This is a genomic window from Roseateles sp. P5_D6 (genome assembly GCF_054049415.1).
Genome location: NZ_JBFUMK010000010.1, coordinates 17815 through 32700, shown reverse-complemented (window position 1 = coordinate 32700; position 14886 = coordinate 17815). Strand labels below are relative to the sequence as shown.

General features: G+C 69.5%; 14 protein-coding genes. 12 read left to right on the top strand and 2 right to left on the bottom strand.

Going from position 1 to position 14886, the window contains the following annotated elements:
* Nucleotides 1–2: 2 nt before the first annotated feature.
* The 5 genes from ACXJKM_RS14910 to ACXJKM_RS14890 all read left to right on the top strand — a co-directional run bounded on the left by ACXJKM_RS14910 (nt 3) and on the right by ACXJKM_RS14890 (nt 6190).
* Nucleotides 3–1445 carry a cytochrome P450 gene (locus ACXJKM_RS14910; RefSeq protein ID WP_457353315.1) on the top strand — a complete coding sequence of 481 codons (1443 nt, stop codon included), beginning with the start codon at nt 3–5 and terminating at the stop codon, nt 1443–1445.
* A 193-nt stretch (nt 1446–1638) separates the two neighbouring features.
* On the top strand, nt 1639–4260 hold the full coding sequence (locus ACXJKM_RS14905; RefSeq protein ID WP_457353313.1) for a glycoside hydrolase family 3 C-terminal domain-containing protein: 2622 nt from the start codon (nt 1639–1641) through the stop codon (nt 4258–4260).
* 27 nt (nt 4261–4287) lie between these two features.
* Nucleotides 4288–5208 (top strand): alpha/beta hydrolase, encoded by a 921-nt coding sequence (locus ACXJKM_RS14900; protein ID WP_457353311.1) that lies wholly within the window; start codon nt 4288–4290, stop codon nt 5206–5208.
* Between the two features lie 26 nt (nt 5209–5234).
* Nucleotides 5235–5681 (top strand): nuclear transport factor 2 family protein, encoded by a 447-nt coding sequence (locus ACXJKM_RS14895; RefSeq protein ID WP_457353309.1) that lies wholly within the window; start codon nt 5235–5237, stop codon nt 5679–5681.
* 110 nt (nt 5682–5791) lie between these two features.
* Nucleotides 5792–6190, top strand: coding sequence for a VOC family protein (locus ACXJKM_RS14890; protein WP_457353307.1), 399 nt, complete (start codon nt 5792–5794; stop codon nt 6188–6190).
* Between the two features lie 66 nt (nt 6191–6256).
* On the opposite strand, the gene ACXJKM_RS14885 is transcribed toward ACXJKM_RS14890, so the two are convergent.
* Complete coding sequence (locus ACXJKM_RS14885) at nt 6257–8446, bottom strand: TonB-dependent receptor (RefSeq protein WP_457353305.1); 2190 nt, start codon at nt 8444–8446, stop codon at nt 6257–6259.
* A 205-nt stretch (nt 8447–8651) separates the two neighbouring features.
* Here ACXJKM_RS14885 and bla point away from each other — a divergent pair, with 205 nt between their 5' ends.
* Together bla and ACXJKM_RS14875 are read left to right on the top strand one after the other, a co-directional pair.
* Nucleotides 8652–9512 (top strand): class A beta-lactamase, encoded by an 861-nt coding sequence (gene bla, locus ACXJKM_RS14880; protein ID WP_457353303.1) that lies wholly within the window; start codon nt 8652–8654, stop codon nt 9510–9512.
* Nucleotides 9509–10405 carry an AraC family transcriptional regulator gene (locus ACXJKM_RS14875; protein ID WP_457353301.1) on the top strand — a complete coding sequence of 299 codons (897 nt, stop codon included), beginning with the start codon at nt 9509–9511 and terminating at the stop codon, nt 10403–10405. The genes bla and ACXJKM_RS14875 overlap by 4 nt, the downstream gene beginning before the upstream one ends.
* Before the next feature lie 162 nt (nt 10406–10567).
* Here ACXJKM_RS14875 and ACXJKM_RS14870 read toward each other — a convergent pair whose 3' ends face one another.
* Nucleotides 10568–11710, bottom strand: a complete 1143-nt coding sequence (locus tag ACXJKM_RS14870) for a GGDEF domain-containing protein (RefSeq protein WP_457353299.1) — start codon at nt 11708–11710, stop codon at nt 10568–10570.
* A 145-nt stretch (nt 11711–11855) separates the two neighbouring features.
* Between ACXJKM_RS14870 and ACXJKM_RS14865 the strand changes: the two genes are divergently transcribed.
* The 5 genes from ACXJKM_RS14865 (at nt 11856) to ACXJKM_RS14845 (ending at nt 14870) form a co-directional block, all read left to right on the top strand.
* Nucleotides 11856–12164, top strand: a complete 309-nt coding sequence (locus tag ACXJKM_RS14865; RefSeq protein WP_457353297.1) for an NIPSNAP family protein — start codon at nt 11856–11858, stop codon at nt 12162–12164.
* The gene (locus ACXJKM_RS14860; RefSeq protein WP_056190972.1) at nt 12161–12484 is read left to right on the top strand and encodes an antibiotic biosynthesis monooxygenase family protein; all 324 of its coding nucleotides are present in this window, start codon (nt 12161–12163) and stop codon (nt 12482–12484) included. The genes ACXJKM_RS14865 and ACXJKM_RS14860 overlap by 4 nt, the downstream gene beginning before the upstream one ends.
* Nucleotides 12481–13173: an ArsR/SmtB family transcription factor gene (locus tag ACXJKM_RS14855; protein ID WP_056190970.1), complete on the top strand. Its 693-nt coding sequence runs from the start codon at nt 12481–12483 to the stop codon at nt 13171–13173. The genes ACXJKM_RS14860 and ACXJKM_RS14855 overlap by 4 nt, the downstream gene beginning before the upstream one ends.
* A gap of 156 nt (nt 13174–13329) precedes the next feature.
* The gene (locus tag ACXJKM_RS14850) at nt 13330–14592 is read left to right on the top strand and encodes an ammonium transporter (RefSeq protein ID WP_457353294.1); all 1263 of its coding nucleotides are present in this window, start codon (nt 13330–13332) and stop codon (nt 14590–14592) included.
* On the top strand, nt 14592–14870 hold the full coding sequence (locus tag ACXJKM_RS14845; protein ID WP_056190967.1) for a hypothetical protein: 279 nt from the start codon (nt 14592–14594) through the stop codon (nt 14868–14870). The genes ACXJKM_RS14850 and ACXJKM_RS14845 overlap by 1 nt, the downstream gene beginning before the upstream one ends.
* The last annotated feature ends 16 nt before the right edge of the window (nt 14871–14886 follow it).

The window sequence follows — 14886 nt, the reverse complement described above, 5'->3', positions numbered from 1 at the left end:
CGATGGACACCACTGCCGCCCCTCCCGTTGGCGCGCTGCGCCAGTTCGATGACCTGCCCGGCCCGCGCGGTGTGCCGGTATTCGGCAACCTGCTGCAGATCGACTCGACGCGGGTGCATCAGCAGGTGGAGGCCTGGTGCGAGGAGTTCGGGCCGATCTTCAGGCTCAGGCTGGGCAAGCGCCGCCTCGTCATCGTCGGTGACCACGAGCTGATCAGCACGGCACTGCGCGACCGGCCTGATGGCTTTCGGCGCACGCAGCGGCTGGAGGACATCGGCCGCGAGATGGGGCTGAACGCGGGCCTGTTCGGCTCCAACGGCGAGGCCTGGAAGCGCCAGCGCCGCATGGTCATGGCCGGGCTGGACCCGGTGCATGTGAAGCGCTACTACCCCTTCCTGCTGCGCGTGGCCGAGCGCCTGGTTGGCCGCTGGCAGATCGCCGCGCGGGAGGGCCGGCGCATCGAGCTACAGGCCGACCTGATGCGCTTCACGGTGGACGCCGTGGCAGGCCTGGCCTTTGGCGAGGACGTCAACACGCTGCAGTCCGACGAGGATGTCATCCAGCAGCACCTGAACCGCATCTTCCCGATGCTGTTCAAGCGCATCTTTGCGCCGCTGCCGCTGTGGCGCTGGTGGCCGTCGGCCGAGGACAAGGCCCTCACGCACAGCGTGGCCGAGGTCAACCTGGCCGTGCAGGGCTTCGTCGCCAAGGCGCGGGCACGCATGGCGGCCAACCCGGCGCTGCGCGAGGAGCCCGGCAATCTGCTCGAAGGCATGCTCGTGGCGGCCGACGAACCGGGCAGCGGCATCGACGACGAGCAGGTGGCTGGCAATGTGCTGACCATGCTGCTGGCCGGCGAGGACACGACGGCCAACACGCTGGCCTGGATGATCTGGCTGCTGTGGCAGCACCCCGACGTGCTGGCCCAGGCGCGGGCCGAGGTGGACCGCATTTGTGGTGAGGCCGCGCTGCCGACGCTGGAGCAGCTCGGCGCGCTGGACTTCGTCGAGGCCTGCGCGCACGAGACGATGCGGCTGCGGCCGGTGGCGCCCATCAACGTCATGCAGGCTATGCACGACACGCGCGTGGGGGACGTGGAGGTCCGCCAAGGCATGATCGTCATGGCCGTGATGCGGCGCGATGCCACCAGCGAAAGCCATCTGCCCAACGCCGCCGCCTTCGAACCGGCGCGCTGGTTGGGCGACGCCAAGCAGGCCGGCGCGGCCAAGCGGCTGTCCATGCCCTTCGGCGCCGGGCCGCGCATCTGCCCGGGGCGCTACCTCGCTCTGATGGAGATCAAGCTGGCCATGGCCGTGCTGCTGCGGCACTTCGACATCGCCACGGTCGAAACGCCTGACGGCCAGGCGCCACGCGAGCTGCTGCAACTGGCGATGGGCCCGGTGGGCTTGTCGATGCGACTGGCGCGGCGCTCGGCCGCAGCGTGACACCCACATCCACCAGATAACGATTCTGGTATCGATCACATCGTCGAATTCATCGCCGCGGACGTGAGCGAGTTTTCATAGACGGCGCGACTTGGTTTTCTAGGGGTGTCTGCGGCGTCAATAAGGGAAAAACAGGTGTCGCATTGATTGCGCTACCACACAATCCGGCGCAACGACAAAAACGGAGACGCCGTTGAAGACCCTTTCCATCGCCTGCCTCGCCTGGGGCCTGGCCCTCAGCGGCCTGGGCGTCGCCAGCCCGCAGACGGACGCCGAGGCCCAGGCCCGCCAGATCGTGGCCCGGCTGACGCTCGACGAGAAGACGGAGCAGTTGCTCAACGGAGCGCCGGCCATCCCGCGCTTGAACATCCCGGCCTACAACTGGTGGACGGAGTCGCTGCACGGCGCCTTCGGCCCCGGGGCGACGACGAACTTCCCACAACCCATCGGCCTGGCCGCCAGCTTCAACGACCGGCTGATGCAGGACGTGGCGGCCAGCATCAGCACCGAGGTGCGGGCCGTCTACGCGCTGGGGCGCGGCAAGCCCAACCCGAACAAGATCGGCGGCGCGCTGGACACCTGGTCGCCCAACATCAACATCTTTCGCGATCCGCGCTGGGGGCGGGGCCAGGAAACCTATGGCGAGGACCCCTTCCTGACCGCAACGCTCGGCAAGGCCTTCGTGCACGGCATGCAGGGGCCGGATGCGGCCCTGCCGCACGTCATCGCCAGCCCCAAGCATTTCGCCGTGCACAGCGGCCCCGAATCCACGCGGCATTCGGTGGACGTGTGGGTCTCGGCGCAGGACCTGGAGGACACCTACCTGCCCGCCTTCCGCGCGGCAATAGTCGACGCACAGGCCGGCTCCATCATGTGCGCCTACAACCGCGTCAACGGCGAGCCGGCCTGCGCCAGCCACAGCCTGCTGGTGAAGACGCTGCGCCAGGACTGGAAGTTCAACGGCTACGTGGTGTCGGATTGCGACGCCGTCGTCGACATCCATGCCAATCACAAGTACGCGCCCGACGCTCCGGCCGGAGCCGCCGCCGCCCTCAAGGCCGGCGTGGACAACGAGTGCAATGGCGCCACGCTGTCGCACACGCCGGGCCTGGGCGAGCGCTACAAGCAGGCGCTGGCGCGCGGCTACATCCGCGCGGCCGACATCGACAACGCGCTGGTGCGCCTGTTTGCCGCGCGGCTGCGCAATGGCGATCTGCCGGGGCTGGGCGAGCGCAGCTTCCCGAAGGCCGAGGCGATCAACTCGCCCGATCAGCGCGCGCTTGCGCTTCGCGCCGCGCTCGAAAGCCTGGTGCTGCTGAAAAATGACGGCGTGCTGCCGCTGCGCGCCTCGGCCCGCATCGCCGTCGTCGGGCCCCTGGCCGATGCGCGCCGTGTGATGCGGGGCAACTACTCGTCGGGCCAGACCGGGCCGACGCAGACCGTCTTCGAGGGCCTGCGCCAGCAGTTCCCGGCGGCGCAGGTCAGCTTGGTGCCCTTCGGCCCGTCGATCACCGACGGCGACCCGGTGCCCGCCAGCGCCTTCGTGGCGCCCGACGGCAGCCCGGGCCTGCGTGCCAGCTATTTCAAGCTCCAGCCCGGCTCCCCAGTGGCGCCGGGCAAGCGCCGTTTTCAGGAGAAGGCCTTCGCCAGCCACGGCGTGGCGCAGCTCGACTCACGCGTGCGCGACTTTCCCGAGTCCGGCGAAGTGACGCGGGTGGTCTTGACGGGCTTCTTCGTCGCCCCCGAGACCGGCAGCTACCGGCTCGGCGTTGCGGGTGTCAAAGGCCAGGTGCGCGTTGCTGGTCGTGACCTGACGCTGGCCAGGCGCCCGACGCAATGGGCCGAGCCGGTCGCCTTGACGCAGCTGGACCTCAAGCAGGGCGAGCGCTATGCGCTGCAGTTCGAGGCCGAGTCCGGCACCGGGGCGCCGCCCGGCATGGTCTGGAAGCGCGTGTCCCGCCAGCCGCTGGCTGACCTGCGCGCCGCCGTGCAGGGCGCTGACGTGGTGGTGGCCGTCGTCGGCCTGACGTCGGACCTGGAAGGCGAGGAGATGCCCGTCAAGATCGAAGGCTTCCAGGGAGGCGACCGCACGACACTGGACTTGCCGGCGGACCAGCGCGCCTATCTGCAGGCCGCGGCGCAGGGGGGCAAGCCACTGGTGGTGCTGAACCTGAGCGGCAGCGCCATCGACCTGTCCTGGGCGCAGGCGAACGCGGCGGCGGTGCTGCAGGCCTGGTACCCGGGCGAGGGCGGCGGCCAGGCCATCGCGCAGGTGCTCACCGGTGTGGCCAACCCGGCCGGGCGGCTGCCGGTGACCTTCTACCGCAGCGCGGGCGACCTGCCGCCGTTTGACGACTACCGCATGGCCGGGCGCACCTACCGCTTCTTTGACAAGCCGGTGGTCTACCCGTTCGGCCATGGCCTGAGCTATTCCAGCTTCCGCTACGAGGCGCCCAAGGTCGAGGTGCAGGACGACGGCAAGGACGTGGGCCTGGTGGTGCGCACGGCCGTCACCAACACCAGCACGCGCGATGGCGACGAGGTGGCCCAGCTCTACCTGGCGCCGCCGCGCTTCGAGGGCGGGCCGCGCCTGGCGCTGCGGGGCTTTCAGCGCCTGCATCTGAAGGCGGGCGAACGGCGCGAGCTGAGCTACCGGCTCGATGCCCGCGACCTGAGCTTCGTCGACCGCGACGGCGTGCGCCAGGTCATGCCTGGCGCCTATCGGCTCAGCGTCGGCGGCGGCCAGCCCGACACCGGTGCGCCCGTGGAGAGCGCCAACTTCTCGCTGACGCGGCCGCTGTTGCTGCCGCGCTGACCCCATCAACTCGCTGGACAAACGACCATGCCCTCACTTTTCTCCACCCTGCTGGCCCTGCTGCTGGCCTCCGCTGCCACTTGCGCCCTCGCGCAGGACGGCACCATCCACCCGCTGCAGGCGCCCGCCGAGCCGCGTGCCATCCCGCTCGGCACCGGCGGCGTCGACAAGCAGCCGGCCGCCGAGAGCTGGTTCCGTCAGTGGGGCGAGCCGATGGTGCGCAACGTCACCACCGCCACGCTGACGCCCTACCTGCCCGCGCCGGGCAAGGGCAATGGCGCGGCCGTGCTGGTGGCACCGGGCGGGGGATTCCGCTGGCTGTCGATCAACAACGAGGGCTGGAAGGTGGCGCAGGCGCTGGCCGACCAGGGCATTGCCGCCTTCGTCCTCAAGTACCGGCTGCACCCGACGCCGGACTCGCTCGACGGCTTCAAGGACTCGATGAACCGCATGTTCACCGCGGCCGGATCGAGCGACGGCAACCCACGCTCGCTGGTGCCCGACCTCGCCAACCAGCTTGCCGACGCCGAAGCGGCGCATGCCCTCATCCTCTCGCGCGCCAAGGAATGGGGCGTCGACACCAGGCGGCTGGGCATGGTGGGCTTCTCGGCCGGCGCGGGCCTGACGATGCACAGCACGCTCAACTCCAAGACCATGAAGCTCGCCTTCATCGCGCCGATCTACGGCGGCATGGGGCCGGTCGACGTGCCCAAGGACGCGCCGCCGATGTTCAACGTCATCGCCAGCGACGACTTCCTGTTCCGCGGCCAGATGGGCGTCGTCAAGTCCTGGTTCGATGCCGGCCGGCCGGTCGAATTCCATCTCTACCAGAACGGCGGCCATGGTTTCGGGCTCGGCTACCCGGGCAAGACCGCCGAGGGCTGGTTCCCGGTCTTCGTCCGCTGGCTCGACGTGAATGGCTTTCTGAAGGCCGGCGCGGCAAAGTAGAGGGCCGCCGCCGCCAGACCTTCGCCATGATCACCTTCCGCATCCCGTGCCTTGTTGCCGTGGCATCTGCCGCGCTGCTCATCAACCCCGCAGCAGGCGCCTCGGTCGCGGAGAAGGAAGCCATGGCAGTGACCCAGGCTGCGTGCGACGCCTTCCGCCTGCGCGACCTGGCGGCGCTTGAACGCCTGCTCGCACCTGAGTTCAACCTCGTCAGCACCAGCGCCGAGGTTCAGAGCCGGGCGCAGGCGCTCCAGGAAGTCCGCGATGGCGACCCGCAATACGAGCGCTTCGAGAACCACAGCATGACGGCGCGCATGTATGGCGACGCGGCGGTGGTGCAGGGCATCACCTCACTGAAGGGCCGGTCTGGCGGCAAGCCCTTCGCGGTCGATGTGCGCTTCACCGACACGCTGATTCGGGTCAACGGCCGCTGGGCCATCGTGGTCAGCCATGTCACGCGCATGCCGTCCTAGTCCCGAGTGATCAGGACGCCTCGCATCGGGCCGTCCACAAACATCCCCGGCGCGGCCAGGCGGGATTCACCACAATCCTGCGCTTTCGCCGTTTTCTTGAGGAGATACCCATGTTCAGCCACGTGATGGTCGGTACCAACGACATCGAGCGCAGCAAGCGCTTTTATGACGCGGTGCTCGGCACGCTCGGCGTGCCCGAGGGCTTTTGCAACCAGGGGCCCTCGGGCCATCAGCGGGTGTTCTACCGCCATGGGGGCGGCACCTTTTGCATGAGCCAGCCGATCAACGGCGAGCCGGCCTCGCATGCCAATGGCGGCACCATCGGCTTCGGGTGCGCGTCGCCCGAGCAGGTGCAGGCTTTCCATGACGTGGCGGTGGCCCATGGCGGGGAGTCCATCGAGCAGCCGCCGGGTCTGCGCGAGGGGGCGCTCGGCGCGATGCACCTGGCCTATGTGCGCGACCCGGACGGCAACAAGCTCTGCGCTCTCCACCGCATCAAGACGGTTTGAGCCGACGACCGAGCCCCATGAAAAACGCCGCCCGAGGGCGGCGTTCCTGTCATCGGCTGACGCTGTTCAGAACATCGCCTTGAACTGCACGCCGTAGGTGCGCGGCTCATTGATGAAGCCGGTCAAGTTGTTGAAGTCGATGGCACCCGTCACGCGGATCTGGTTGGTCACGTTGCGCACGAAGCCGGCGGCCTCGTACTTGCCGTTGCCCCACAGATAGCCCACGCGCACGCCGCCTTCGGTCAGGCTCTTGCCCGTGAACTCGGTGGCCTCGTACAGGAAGAAGTTGACCTTGGAGCGGTAGGCCCAGTCGGTGTAGACATAGACCTCGTCGCCGCTGGCCAGCGGGATGCTCCAGCGGGCGGTGAGGTTGTAGGTCCACTTGGGCGCGTTGGGCAGGGCGTTGCCGTCGACCATCGCGTTGTTACCGACGATGGGGTCCTGCACCGTTGGGAAGGCGCCATTGACCTTCAGCGAGCCGCCCGGAGGCACGCCCAGGCCGGCGTCCTTGAGCTTGGTGTTGTTCAGCGAGCCGCCGAAGGTGACCATCAGGTCGGGCGTGATCAGCGCTTCGAGGTTGATCTCGGCGCCGGTGCCGGTGGCCTTCTTGGCATTGAGCAGGCGCGTGGCGTTGACGCTGCCGCCCACGGCCGTCAGCTGCAGGTCCTTGACGGTGTAGCTGAACAGCGAGCCCGACAGGCGCAGCGTGCGCTTGAGCAGTTCGCTCTTGAAGCCGACTTCATAGGAGTTGACGGTTTCCGGGCTGGCCTGCGATTGGCCGGCGAAGGCCGACGCGTTCTGCATGGACGACGCGCGGAAGCCGTTGGCGTAGCGGGCGTAGAGGTTGGTGTCGGCGTCGAGCTTGTAGGTGGCCGACAGGTCGCCGCTCCACTTGCCGTCGTCGGTGCTGGCGCTGGTGCCGGTGGAGGTGTTGAACAGGCCCGTGCCGGCGTGGGTGGTGGACAGGTCCTTCTTGTCCTTGGTGTAGCGCAGGCCGGCGCGCAGCTTGAGCTCGTCGCTGACGGCGTAGTTGACCGAACCGAACACCGCGCCAGCCTTGTTGGTCTGGGCGCTGTAGATGTGGTCGACGTCGGCGTGCGTCGTCGTGTTGTAGGTGATGTTGTCGATCGTGTACTTCTCGTCGAAGAGGTACACGCCCGCCTGCCAGCTCAAGGGACCGGCGGTGTTGGACTCGAGGCGCACTTCCTGCGTCAGCTGGCGGTGGCCGTTCATGCCGCTGCCGGTTTCGGACTGGAAGGGGATGCCGGGTGCGCCGGGCACGCCGCCGTCGATGTCGCCGCGGGACAGCGGCTTCACATGCTCATAGCCGCTGATGGCGTAGATGTTCAGCCCGGGCACGGACCACTTCAGGCGCAGGCTGCCACCGGTCTGCTTCAAGGTCTGGTCGTTGACGCCATTGAAGGCGGCCTTCTCGGCGTCGAAGCCGTCGGCCAGGTCGTTCGTGCCGCGCTTGATGGCGTTGGCACGGAACAGGCGCGGGCTGCCGTCCAGGTCACGCACGTGCAGGTTGGCGAGCGCGCTGAACTGCTTGTGCGGCTCGTACAGCACCTGGGCGCGCACGGCGCTGTCGCGGTAGCCCTCGGTCTTGGGCGTGACGGCGCCGGGGGCGGTGTTCTCGGCCCAGTCGCCGCGACGCTGGCTCTGCGCGGAGATGCGGGCAGCCCAGTCGCCGCTCAGGGGCAGGTTGGCCGCGCCTTCGAGGTTCAGCGTGCCGTAGTTGCCCACCGTGACGCTGGCGTAGCCGTCCTGCTTGTGGCTGGGCTTGACGGAGTCGAACTTGACGACGCCGGCCGGCGTGTTGCGGCCGAACAGCGTGCCTTGCGGGCCGGCGACGACTTCCACCGCGGCGGTGTCGAAGATGGGGAAGCCCTTCAGGATGGGGTTCTCCTGGATCACGTCGTCGACGATGACGCTGACCGGCTGCGAGGCGTTGAGGCGGAAGTCGGTGTTGCCGTAGCCGCGCAGGTAAAAGCGCGGGAAGGCGCGGCCGAAGCTGGACTCGATGTTCAGGCTGGGCACGCGGCCCGACAGGAAGCGCAGGTCCTGGCCGCCGGAGGCCAGCACGTCGAGCTTGTCGCCGCTGATCTTGGAGACGGCGTTGGGCACGTCCTTGATGTTTTCGGCACGCCGCTCGGCCGTGATGACGACGGTTTCGAGCTGGCTGCGGTCTTTGGCCGGGGCTTCTTGAGCCAGGGCGGGAATGGCGGTGCTCAAGGCGAGGGCCAGGAGGCTCATGCGCGGTGCGTTCATCAAACAACGACTCCAAAAAAGGAAGCGGCCCCAACTGCAGGGCCGGCGGCGATTGTGCGGACCGCCGCAGGGGCTGGCGGCCGTCATGACAGCGTTGTTGCGCAAGTCTGACGGAGTAGTCAGTTTGCGGACGGGCCGTGCAGGTGCCCCCCGCACCGGGGCCGTGCGGGGGCGCACGAGAATGCGGCGCATGAAACGTCGTCCCCTCCTTGCTGGCCTGGCTCTGGCGCCTGTAGCCACCCGCAGCCTTGCCACCAATGCCGCTGACTTCGCCGCGCTGGAACGCCGCGTGCAGGGCCGAATCGGCTTCTTCGCCATCGACACCGGCAGCGGCCGCGTGATGGCCCACCGCGCTGACGAGCGATTCGCTACGGCGTCGACCTTCAAGATCCTGCTCGCCGCGCGCGTGGCCCAGGGCGTGGAGGCCGGGCGCTGGGGCTGGAACGACGCGGTGCCCCTGCGTGAGAGCGAGCGCGTGCCGCATTCGCCGGCCTTTGACCGCTTGCTGCCGCGCGGCCAGGCGACGCTGGCCGAGCTGGTGCAGGGCATCGTCGTCGAGAGCGACAACCCCTGCGCCAATGTGCTGCTGCGCCATTGCTGCGATAGCCCGGCCGGCCTGACGGCCTGGCTGCGCCAGCAGGGCGACGCGGTCACGCGCCTGGACCGTTTCGAGACCGAACTCAACGAGAACGCGCCGGGCGATCCGCGCGACACCAGCACGCCGCGCGCCTTCGCGAAGACGCTGCAGCATCTGCTGCTCGGCCCGGGCCTGAAGCGGGCCAACCAGGCGCGCTTGTGGACCGACCTGCAAGCCTCGCGCACCGGCCTGAAGCGGTTGCGGGCCGGCGTGCCGGATGCGAGCTGGCGCGTCATCGACAAGACCGGCAGCGGCGGCCGTGGCGCGGTCAACGACGTGGCCCTGGTGTTTCCGCCGGGCAGCCGTTCGCCCTGGGTCATCGCCGCCTTCCAGTCCGACTCCAAGGCCGCGGCCGACGAGCTCAACGCGGTGCATGCGGACGCGATGCGCGGGCTGGTGAGGGCCTGGGCTTGAACAACGCGAGTCGGCGCCAGTACGAGGCCCGCATGCACCGCGTGCAGGCCCACATCGACCGGCATCTGGACGCGCCGCTGGACCTGGAGGCGCTGGCCGCCGTCGCTCACTTCTCGCCCTATCACTTCCACCGCCTCTTCCTGGCCTGGACGGGCCAGACCCTGGGCGACTACCTGGCGCGCCGTCGCCTGGAGAAGGCCGCTCAGCGGCTGCGCGGCCAGCCGGATTCGACCGTGCTGAGCATCGCGCTCAGCGTGGGCTATGGCTCGGCCGAGGCCTTCTCGCGGGCCTTCAAGCAGCGCTTCGGCCTGCCACCGGCGCAATGGCGCAATCTCGATCAGGCCGATAGCAATCTGGATCAAGCCGGCGCCGGGCTGGACGACGAGCATGGCTTCTCCCGCAACCGTGACGAAGGAGATCCCGTGAACGTCCGCCTCATCGACCGCCCGCCTGTGCGCATGGGCTATCTGCGCTACCAGGGCGCCTATGGCCCTGCCCTTGGCCGCTTCTGGGCCGAGACCTTCAACCCCTGGCTGGCCACGCAGAACCTCGGTGCCGTGTCGCGCTTCGGCATCAGCCACGACGACCCCAGCCTCGTGCCGCCCGAGCAATGCCGCTACGACGCCGGCGTGGCCGTGCCGGATGACTGGGCGCCCAACGGCGGCGCCATCGTCACCGAGTTGCCCGGTGGCCGCTATGCGGCGCTGGACTTCGAAGGCACGGCCGCCGAGATCGGCGCCGCCTGGGCGGCCATGATGGGCCGGTGGCTGCCGAGCAGCGGCCTGCAGCTGGATGCGCGGCCCTGCTTCGAGCACTACGGGCCGCAGTCGAAATTCGACTTCAAGACCGGTGTGTTCGACTGCGAGCTGTGCATCCCTGTCGCGCCGCTATGACCCGCTCTTGTCGGACGCTCTTGCGGGCCGAGCGCCGGGCCGCTCCCTAGCCGGCCCGCCTAGGGCGATGTGCTTGCGGCTTGATGCCGCAAGCATCGCCGTCCCCGCGGGGGACCGACCAGGCACGCCGGCGTTCAGCGCGGCGAGACTGGGCGAGGGGTTTCATAGTTGTGCGAACTCGCTGACCGTGCGGGCGCGCCCGGTCTGCTTGGCCTGGTAGAGGGCGCGATCGGCGCGGTCGATGGCCAGGTGCAGGTCCTCGCCGGGCGCGCATTCCGCCACGCCGGCGGAGAAGGTGACGTGCAGGCCCGGCACGATGCTGTCAAAGGAGGCCGCCTCCAGCGCGTCGCGCAGGCGCTCGACCAGGGCTGCGGCCGTGTCGGCGCTGGCCTGCGGCGTGACGACGAGGAACTCCTCGCCACCCCAGCGCCCGGCGAAATCGCTGGTGCGCAGCGTGGCGTGCAGGGTGGCCGCGAAATGGCGCAGCACCGCATCGCCCACGCCGTGGCCATGGCGGTCGTTGACGGCCTTGAAGTGGTCGATGTCGATCAGCACCAGGCTCATCACATGGCCATGCTGGCGCTGGTTCAGCTGCTCGGCGGCGAGGCGCTCGCTCAAATGGCGGCGGTTGCTGATCTGGGTCAGCTCGTCGTGGTGGGCGAGGTACTGGATGCGCCCCAATGCGGCGCGCAGCTCGGCGGTGCGCGCGCTGAGCTTGGCGCGCAGCCGCGCCATGTTGACCGACAGCACCGACACCGCCGTCATCAGGATGGCCGCGAAGCTGAAGTGCAGGGACTCGACCGCCGCAGGAAAGTTGGCCGGGTCCGTCGTGGCGCCATAGCCCATCGCGACGGCCAGCGACGCCAGCCCGAACAGATAGAGCCCGAAGGCCTGGCGCTGCGACAGCACGAACATGCCCCAAACGAGGTTGAGCAGCATGATGGCGATGATGGCGCCGCGCAGCGGCGGGTCGATGGCATAGCCCCAGGCTGTGATCAGCGCGCCGAAGACCGATTGCGGCAGCGTCAGCGACCGGTCGCGTGCCAGATGACGGCTCAGGCCCGTGCGAACCAGCACGTAAAAGCCCGCGATGCCGGCGAGGCCGACGCCGCTGATCCAGGCTCCGGGGCCGGCCTCCATCAGACCGAGGTGGACCTGCACGGCCACGTTCAGCGCGAACAGGCCGTAGACCGTCAGCGCCAGCAGTGTCAGCTTCACCGCGCCGCGGCCCTGGCCTTTCGGGCCCAGCAGCCAATCCGCCCAGCTCGCGGGAGCAGGTGCAGGGCGGGGCGAGAGTTTGGGCACGGTGGATGGGGCTGGGATGCCGGGCGAGGATAGCGGCCGCCGCGCTGGCGCGGCGGCGGGACACAGTTCGTTGCACGGCGAAGCGTCGCGGGGGTGAAGCCGCCCACACTGCCTTCATCCCTTCAACTTTGTGTGAGCACACTCCATGCCCATCACCTGCTTCATCCGCTACGAGCTCGACCCCTTCCAGCGCGAGGCCTTCCGCGAGTACGCGCAGGCCTGGGGCCGCATCATTCCGCGCCTGGGCGGCCGGCTGCTGGGCTACTGGCTGCCGCACGAGGGCACGAACTACGAGGCCTGGGGCCTGGTCGGTTTCGACTCGCTGGCCGACTACGAGGCTTACCGCGCCCGCCTCAAGGCCGACCCCGAGGCGCGGGCCAATTTCGAGTTCGCGCAGAAGCAGCGCTTCATCCTGCGCGAGGAGCGCACTTTCTGTGAGGATGTGCAGCCATGATCGCCGTCATCTTTGAAGTCCAGCCCACCGACGAGGGCCGCCAGGCCTACCTCGACCATGCCGCCGCGCTGAAGCCACTGCTGGAGCGCATGGACGGCTTCATCTCGGTGGAGCGCTTCCAGAGCCTGACGCAACCGGACAAGCTCTTGTCTCTGTCCTTCTGGCGCGACGAGGAGGCGGTGCGCGGCTGGCGTGAGGTGGAGCGGCATCGCGAGGCCCAGGCGGCCGGGCGCGGCGGGCTGTTCAAGGACTACCGGCTGCGGGTGGCCCATGTCGTGCGCGACTACGGCTTGAATGAGCGCGAACAAGTCCCTCGATGAACGCCGAACCCCGCCTTGCGCGCATTGCCGCGGCCATCGCCGACCCGACTCGCGCACGCACATTGGCACGGCTGCTCGACGGGCGCCTGCACACGGCGGGCGAGTTGGCCACGCATGCCGGCGTGGGCGCGGCGACGATGTCGGCCCATCTGAAGCTGCTGGTCGACGAAGGCCTGGCCCGCGTGCGGCCGCAAGGGCGGCACCGCTATTTCGGCCTGGCTGACGGCGACGTGGCGCATGCACTGGAGGCGCTGCTGCGCGTGGCGGATGGGCGCGATGCCGAGCCTGCGGCCGACATACGGCGCTGGCAGCGGCCCGAGATGCGTGGATTGAGGCACGCGCGCAGCTGCTACGGCCACCTGGCCGGCGAGCTGGGCGTGCGGCTGCATGACGTCCTTTGCTCGCGCGGCTGGGTGGAGCGGGCGGGCAGTGCAGAACGGTTGACGGACACGGCGCGCGCGGCGCTGCAGGCGCAAGGACTGGAATTGGCGACCGTGGCTGCGGGCCGGGCGCTCTATCCGTGCGTGGACTGGTCCGAGCGACGCGAGCATTTCGCGGGCGCCGAGGCCGTGGCTTTGCTGGAGGCATTGCTGGCGCGCGGCTGGCTGCGCCGCCGCGACACGTCGCGCGAACTGGTCTTGACGCCCACCGGCCAACGCGAATTCGTCGACGGACTGTTGGCCGGTTGAGCCACGTGGCCGGCGCCGCGGGCGCGTTGGCGTAGAGCTTGCTATTCATGCGGCGCTACCACCCGCCGCATCCCTATGCCCATTCATCCTCGCTTTCCCGCCGCGCGGTTCACCCCCTGGGGCCGATCGGCCGCGTCACTGACGGGCTTGCTTGCGATGCCCGCACTGGCCGCCGAGCAGGTGCCAGTCGCGCAGATCAACGCCGGCGACACCGCCTGGCTGCTCAGCGCCACCGCATTGGTCCTGCTGATGACGCTGCCGGGCCTGGCGCTGTTCTATGCCGGCATGGTGCGCAAGAAGAACATCCTGGCCGTCATGGCCCAGACGCTGGCCTGCGCCGCGCTGGTGACGCTGCTGTGGTTCGTCTGTGGCTACAGCCTGGCGTTCGAGCCGGGGCCGGCCGGGCTGGAGCGCTGGATCGGCGGCCTGGGCGGCGCCGGGCTGGGCAATGTGCTGCATGACAAGGCGACCGGCCTGGTCAGCGTGCATCCGCTGATGCCCAGCGTGCCGGCGGCGGTGTTCGCGCTGTTCCAGCTCAGCTTCGCCGTCATCACGCCCTGCCTGGTCATCGGCGCGGTGGCCGAGCGCATGCGCTTCGCCAGCCTGCTGGCCTTTCTCGGGTTGTGGTCGCTGTTCGTCTACGTGCCGGTGGCGCACTGGGTTTGGGCGCCGCAGGGTTGGTTGGCCCAGTTGGGTGCGCTGGATTTCGCCGGAGGCACGGTGGTGCACATCAATGCCGGCGTGGCGGGCCTGGTGGCTGCCTGGATGCTCGGCCCGCGGGAAGGCTTCGGCCGCGCCGCGCTGACACCGGCCAACCTGGCCTACACGATGACCGGCGCCGGCCTGCTGTGGGTCGGCTGGATGGGCTTCAACGGCGGCTCGGCCGGTGCAGCAGATGGGCGGGCCGGCATCGCAATGCTCAACACGCAGCTCGGCGCCGCGGCGGCCGCACTGTCCTGGATGGCGGCCGAGTGGGCGACGCGGCGCACGCCGACGCTGCTGGGCCTGTGCAGCGGCGCCGTGGCGGGGCTGGTGGCCATCACACCCGCCTGCGGCTTCGTCACGCCGGCTTCGGCGGTGCTCATCGGCCTGGTGGCGGGCGCGGCCTGTTACTGGGGCGCCACCGGGCTCAAACGCTGGCTGCGTGCCGACGACTCGCTGGACGTGTTCGGCGTGCACGGCGTGGGCGGCATCGTCGGTGCGCTGCTGACCGGCCTGCTGGCCGATCCACGGGTGGGTGGCGTGGCCGGGTCGCTGGGCACGCAGGCCGTGGCGGTTCTGGCCACGGTGGCTTTCAGCGCGGTCATGACGGCGGGCATCCTGCTGCTGGTCTATCTGCTGCTGGGCGGGCTGCGCGTGGATGCGGCGCGCGAGCAGCAGGGGCTGGATCTCAGCCAGCACGGCGAGCAGGTGGCGTGATGGCCAGCGACAGCGAGAAGCTGGCCGTGGCCGCCCACCTGCATGTGCTGATGCGCCGCAAGATGGGCCGCGTGACGGACGTCGAATGGCTGGTGCGCAACGCCGACTACGCGCGGGAGATCATCCGCCTGGCCTGCCAGCAGGCCGAGCATCCGGAGGTGGCGGATTGGGGCGCGCGGCTGCAAGCCATGCTCTTCCCGAAACCGCCGCCGGCGGCACCAACGCCCGTAAGTGCGCGTGCAGTGGCGGCGGCCCGCTACATCGGTGGCCTGCGCTGACGCGTCTTCTCCGCGT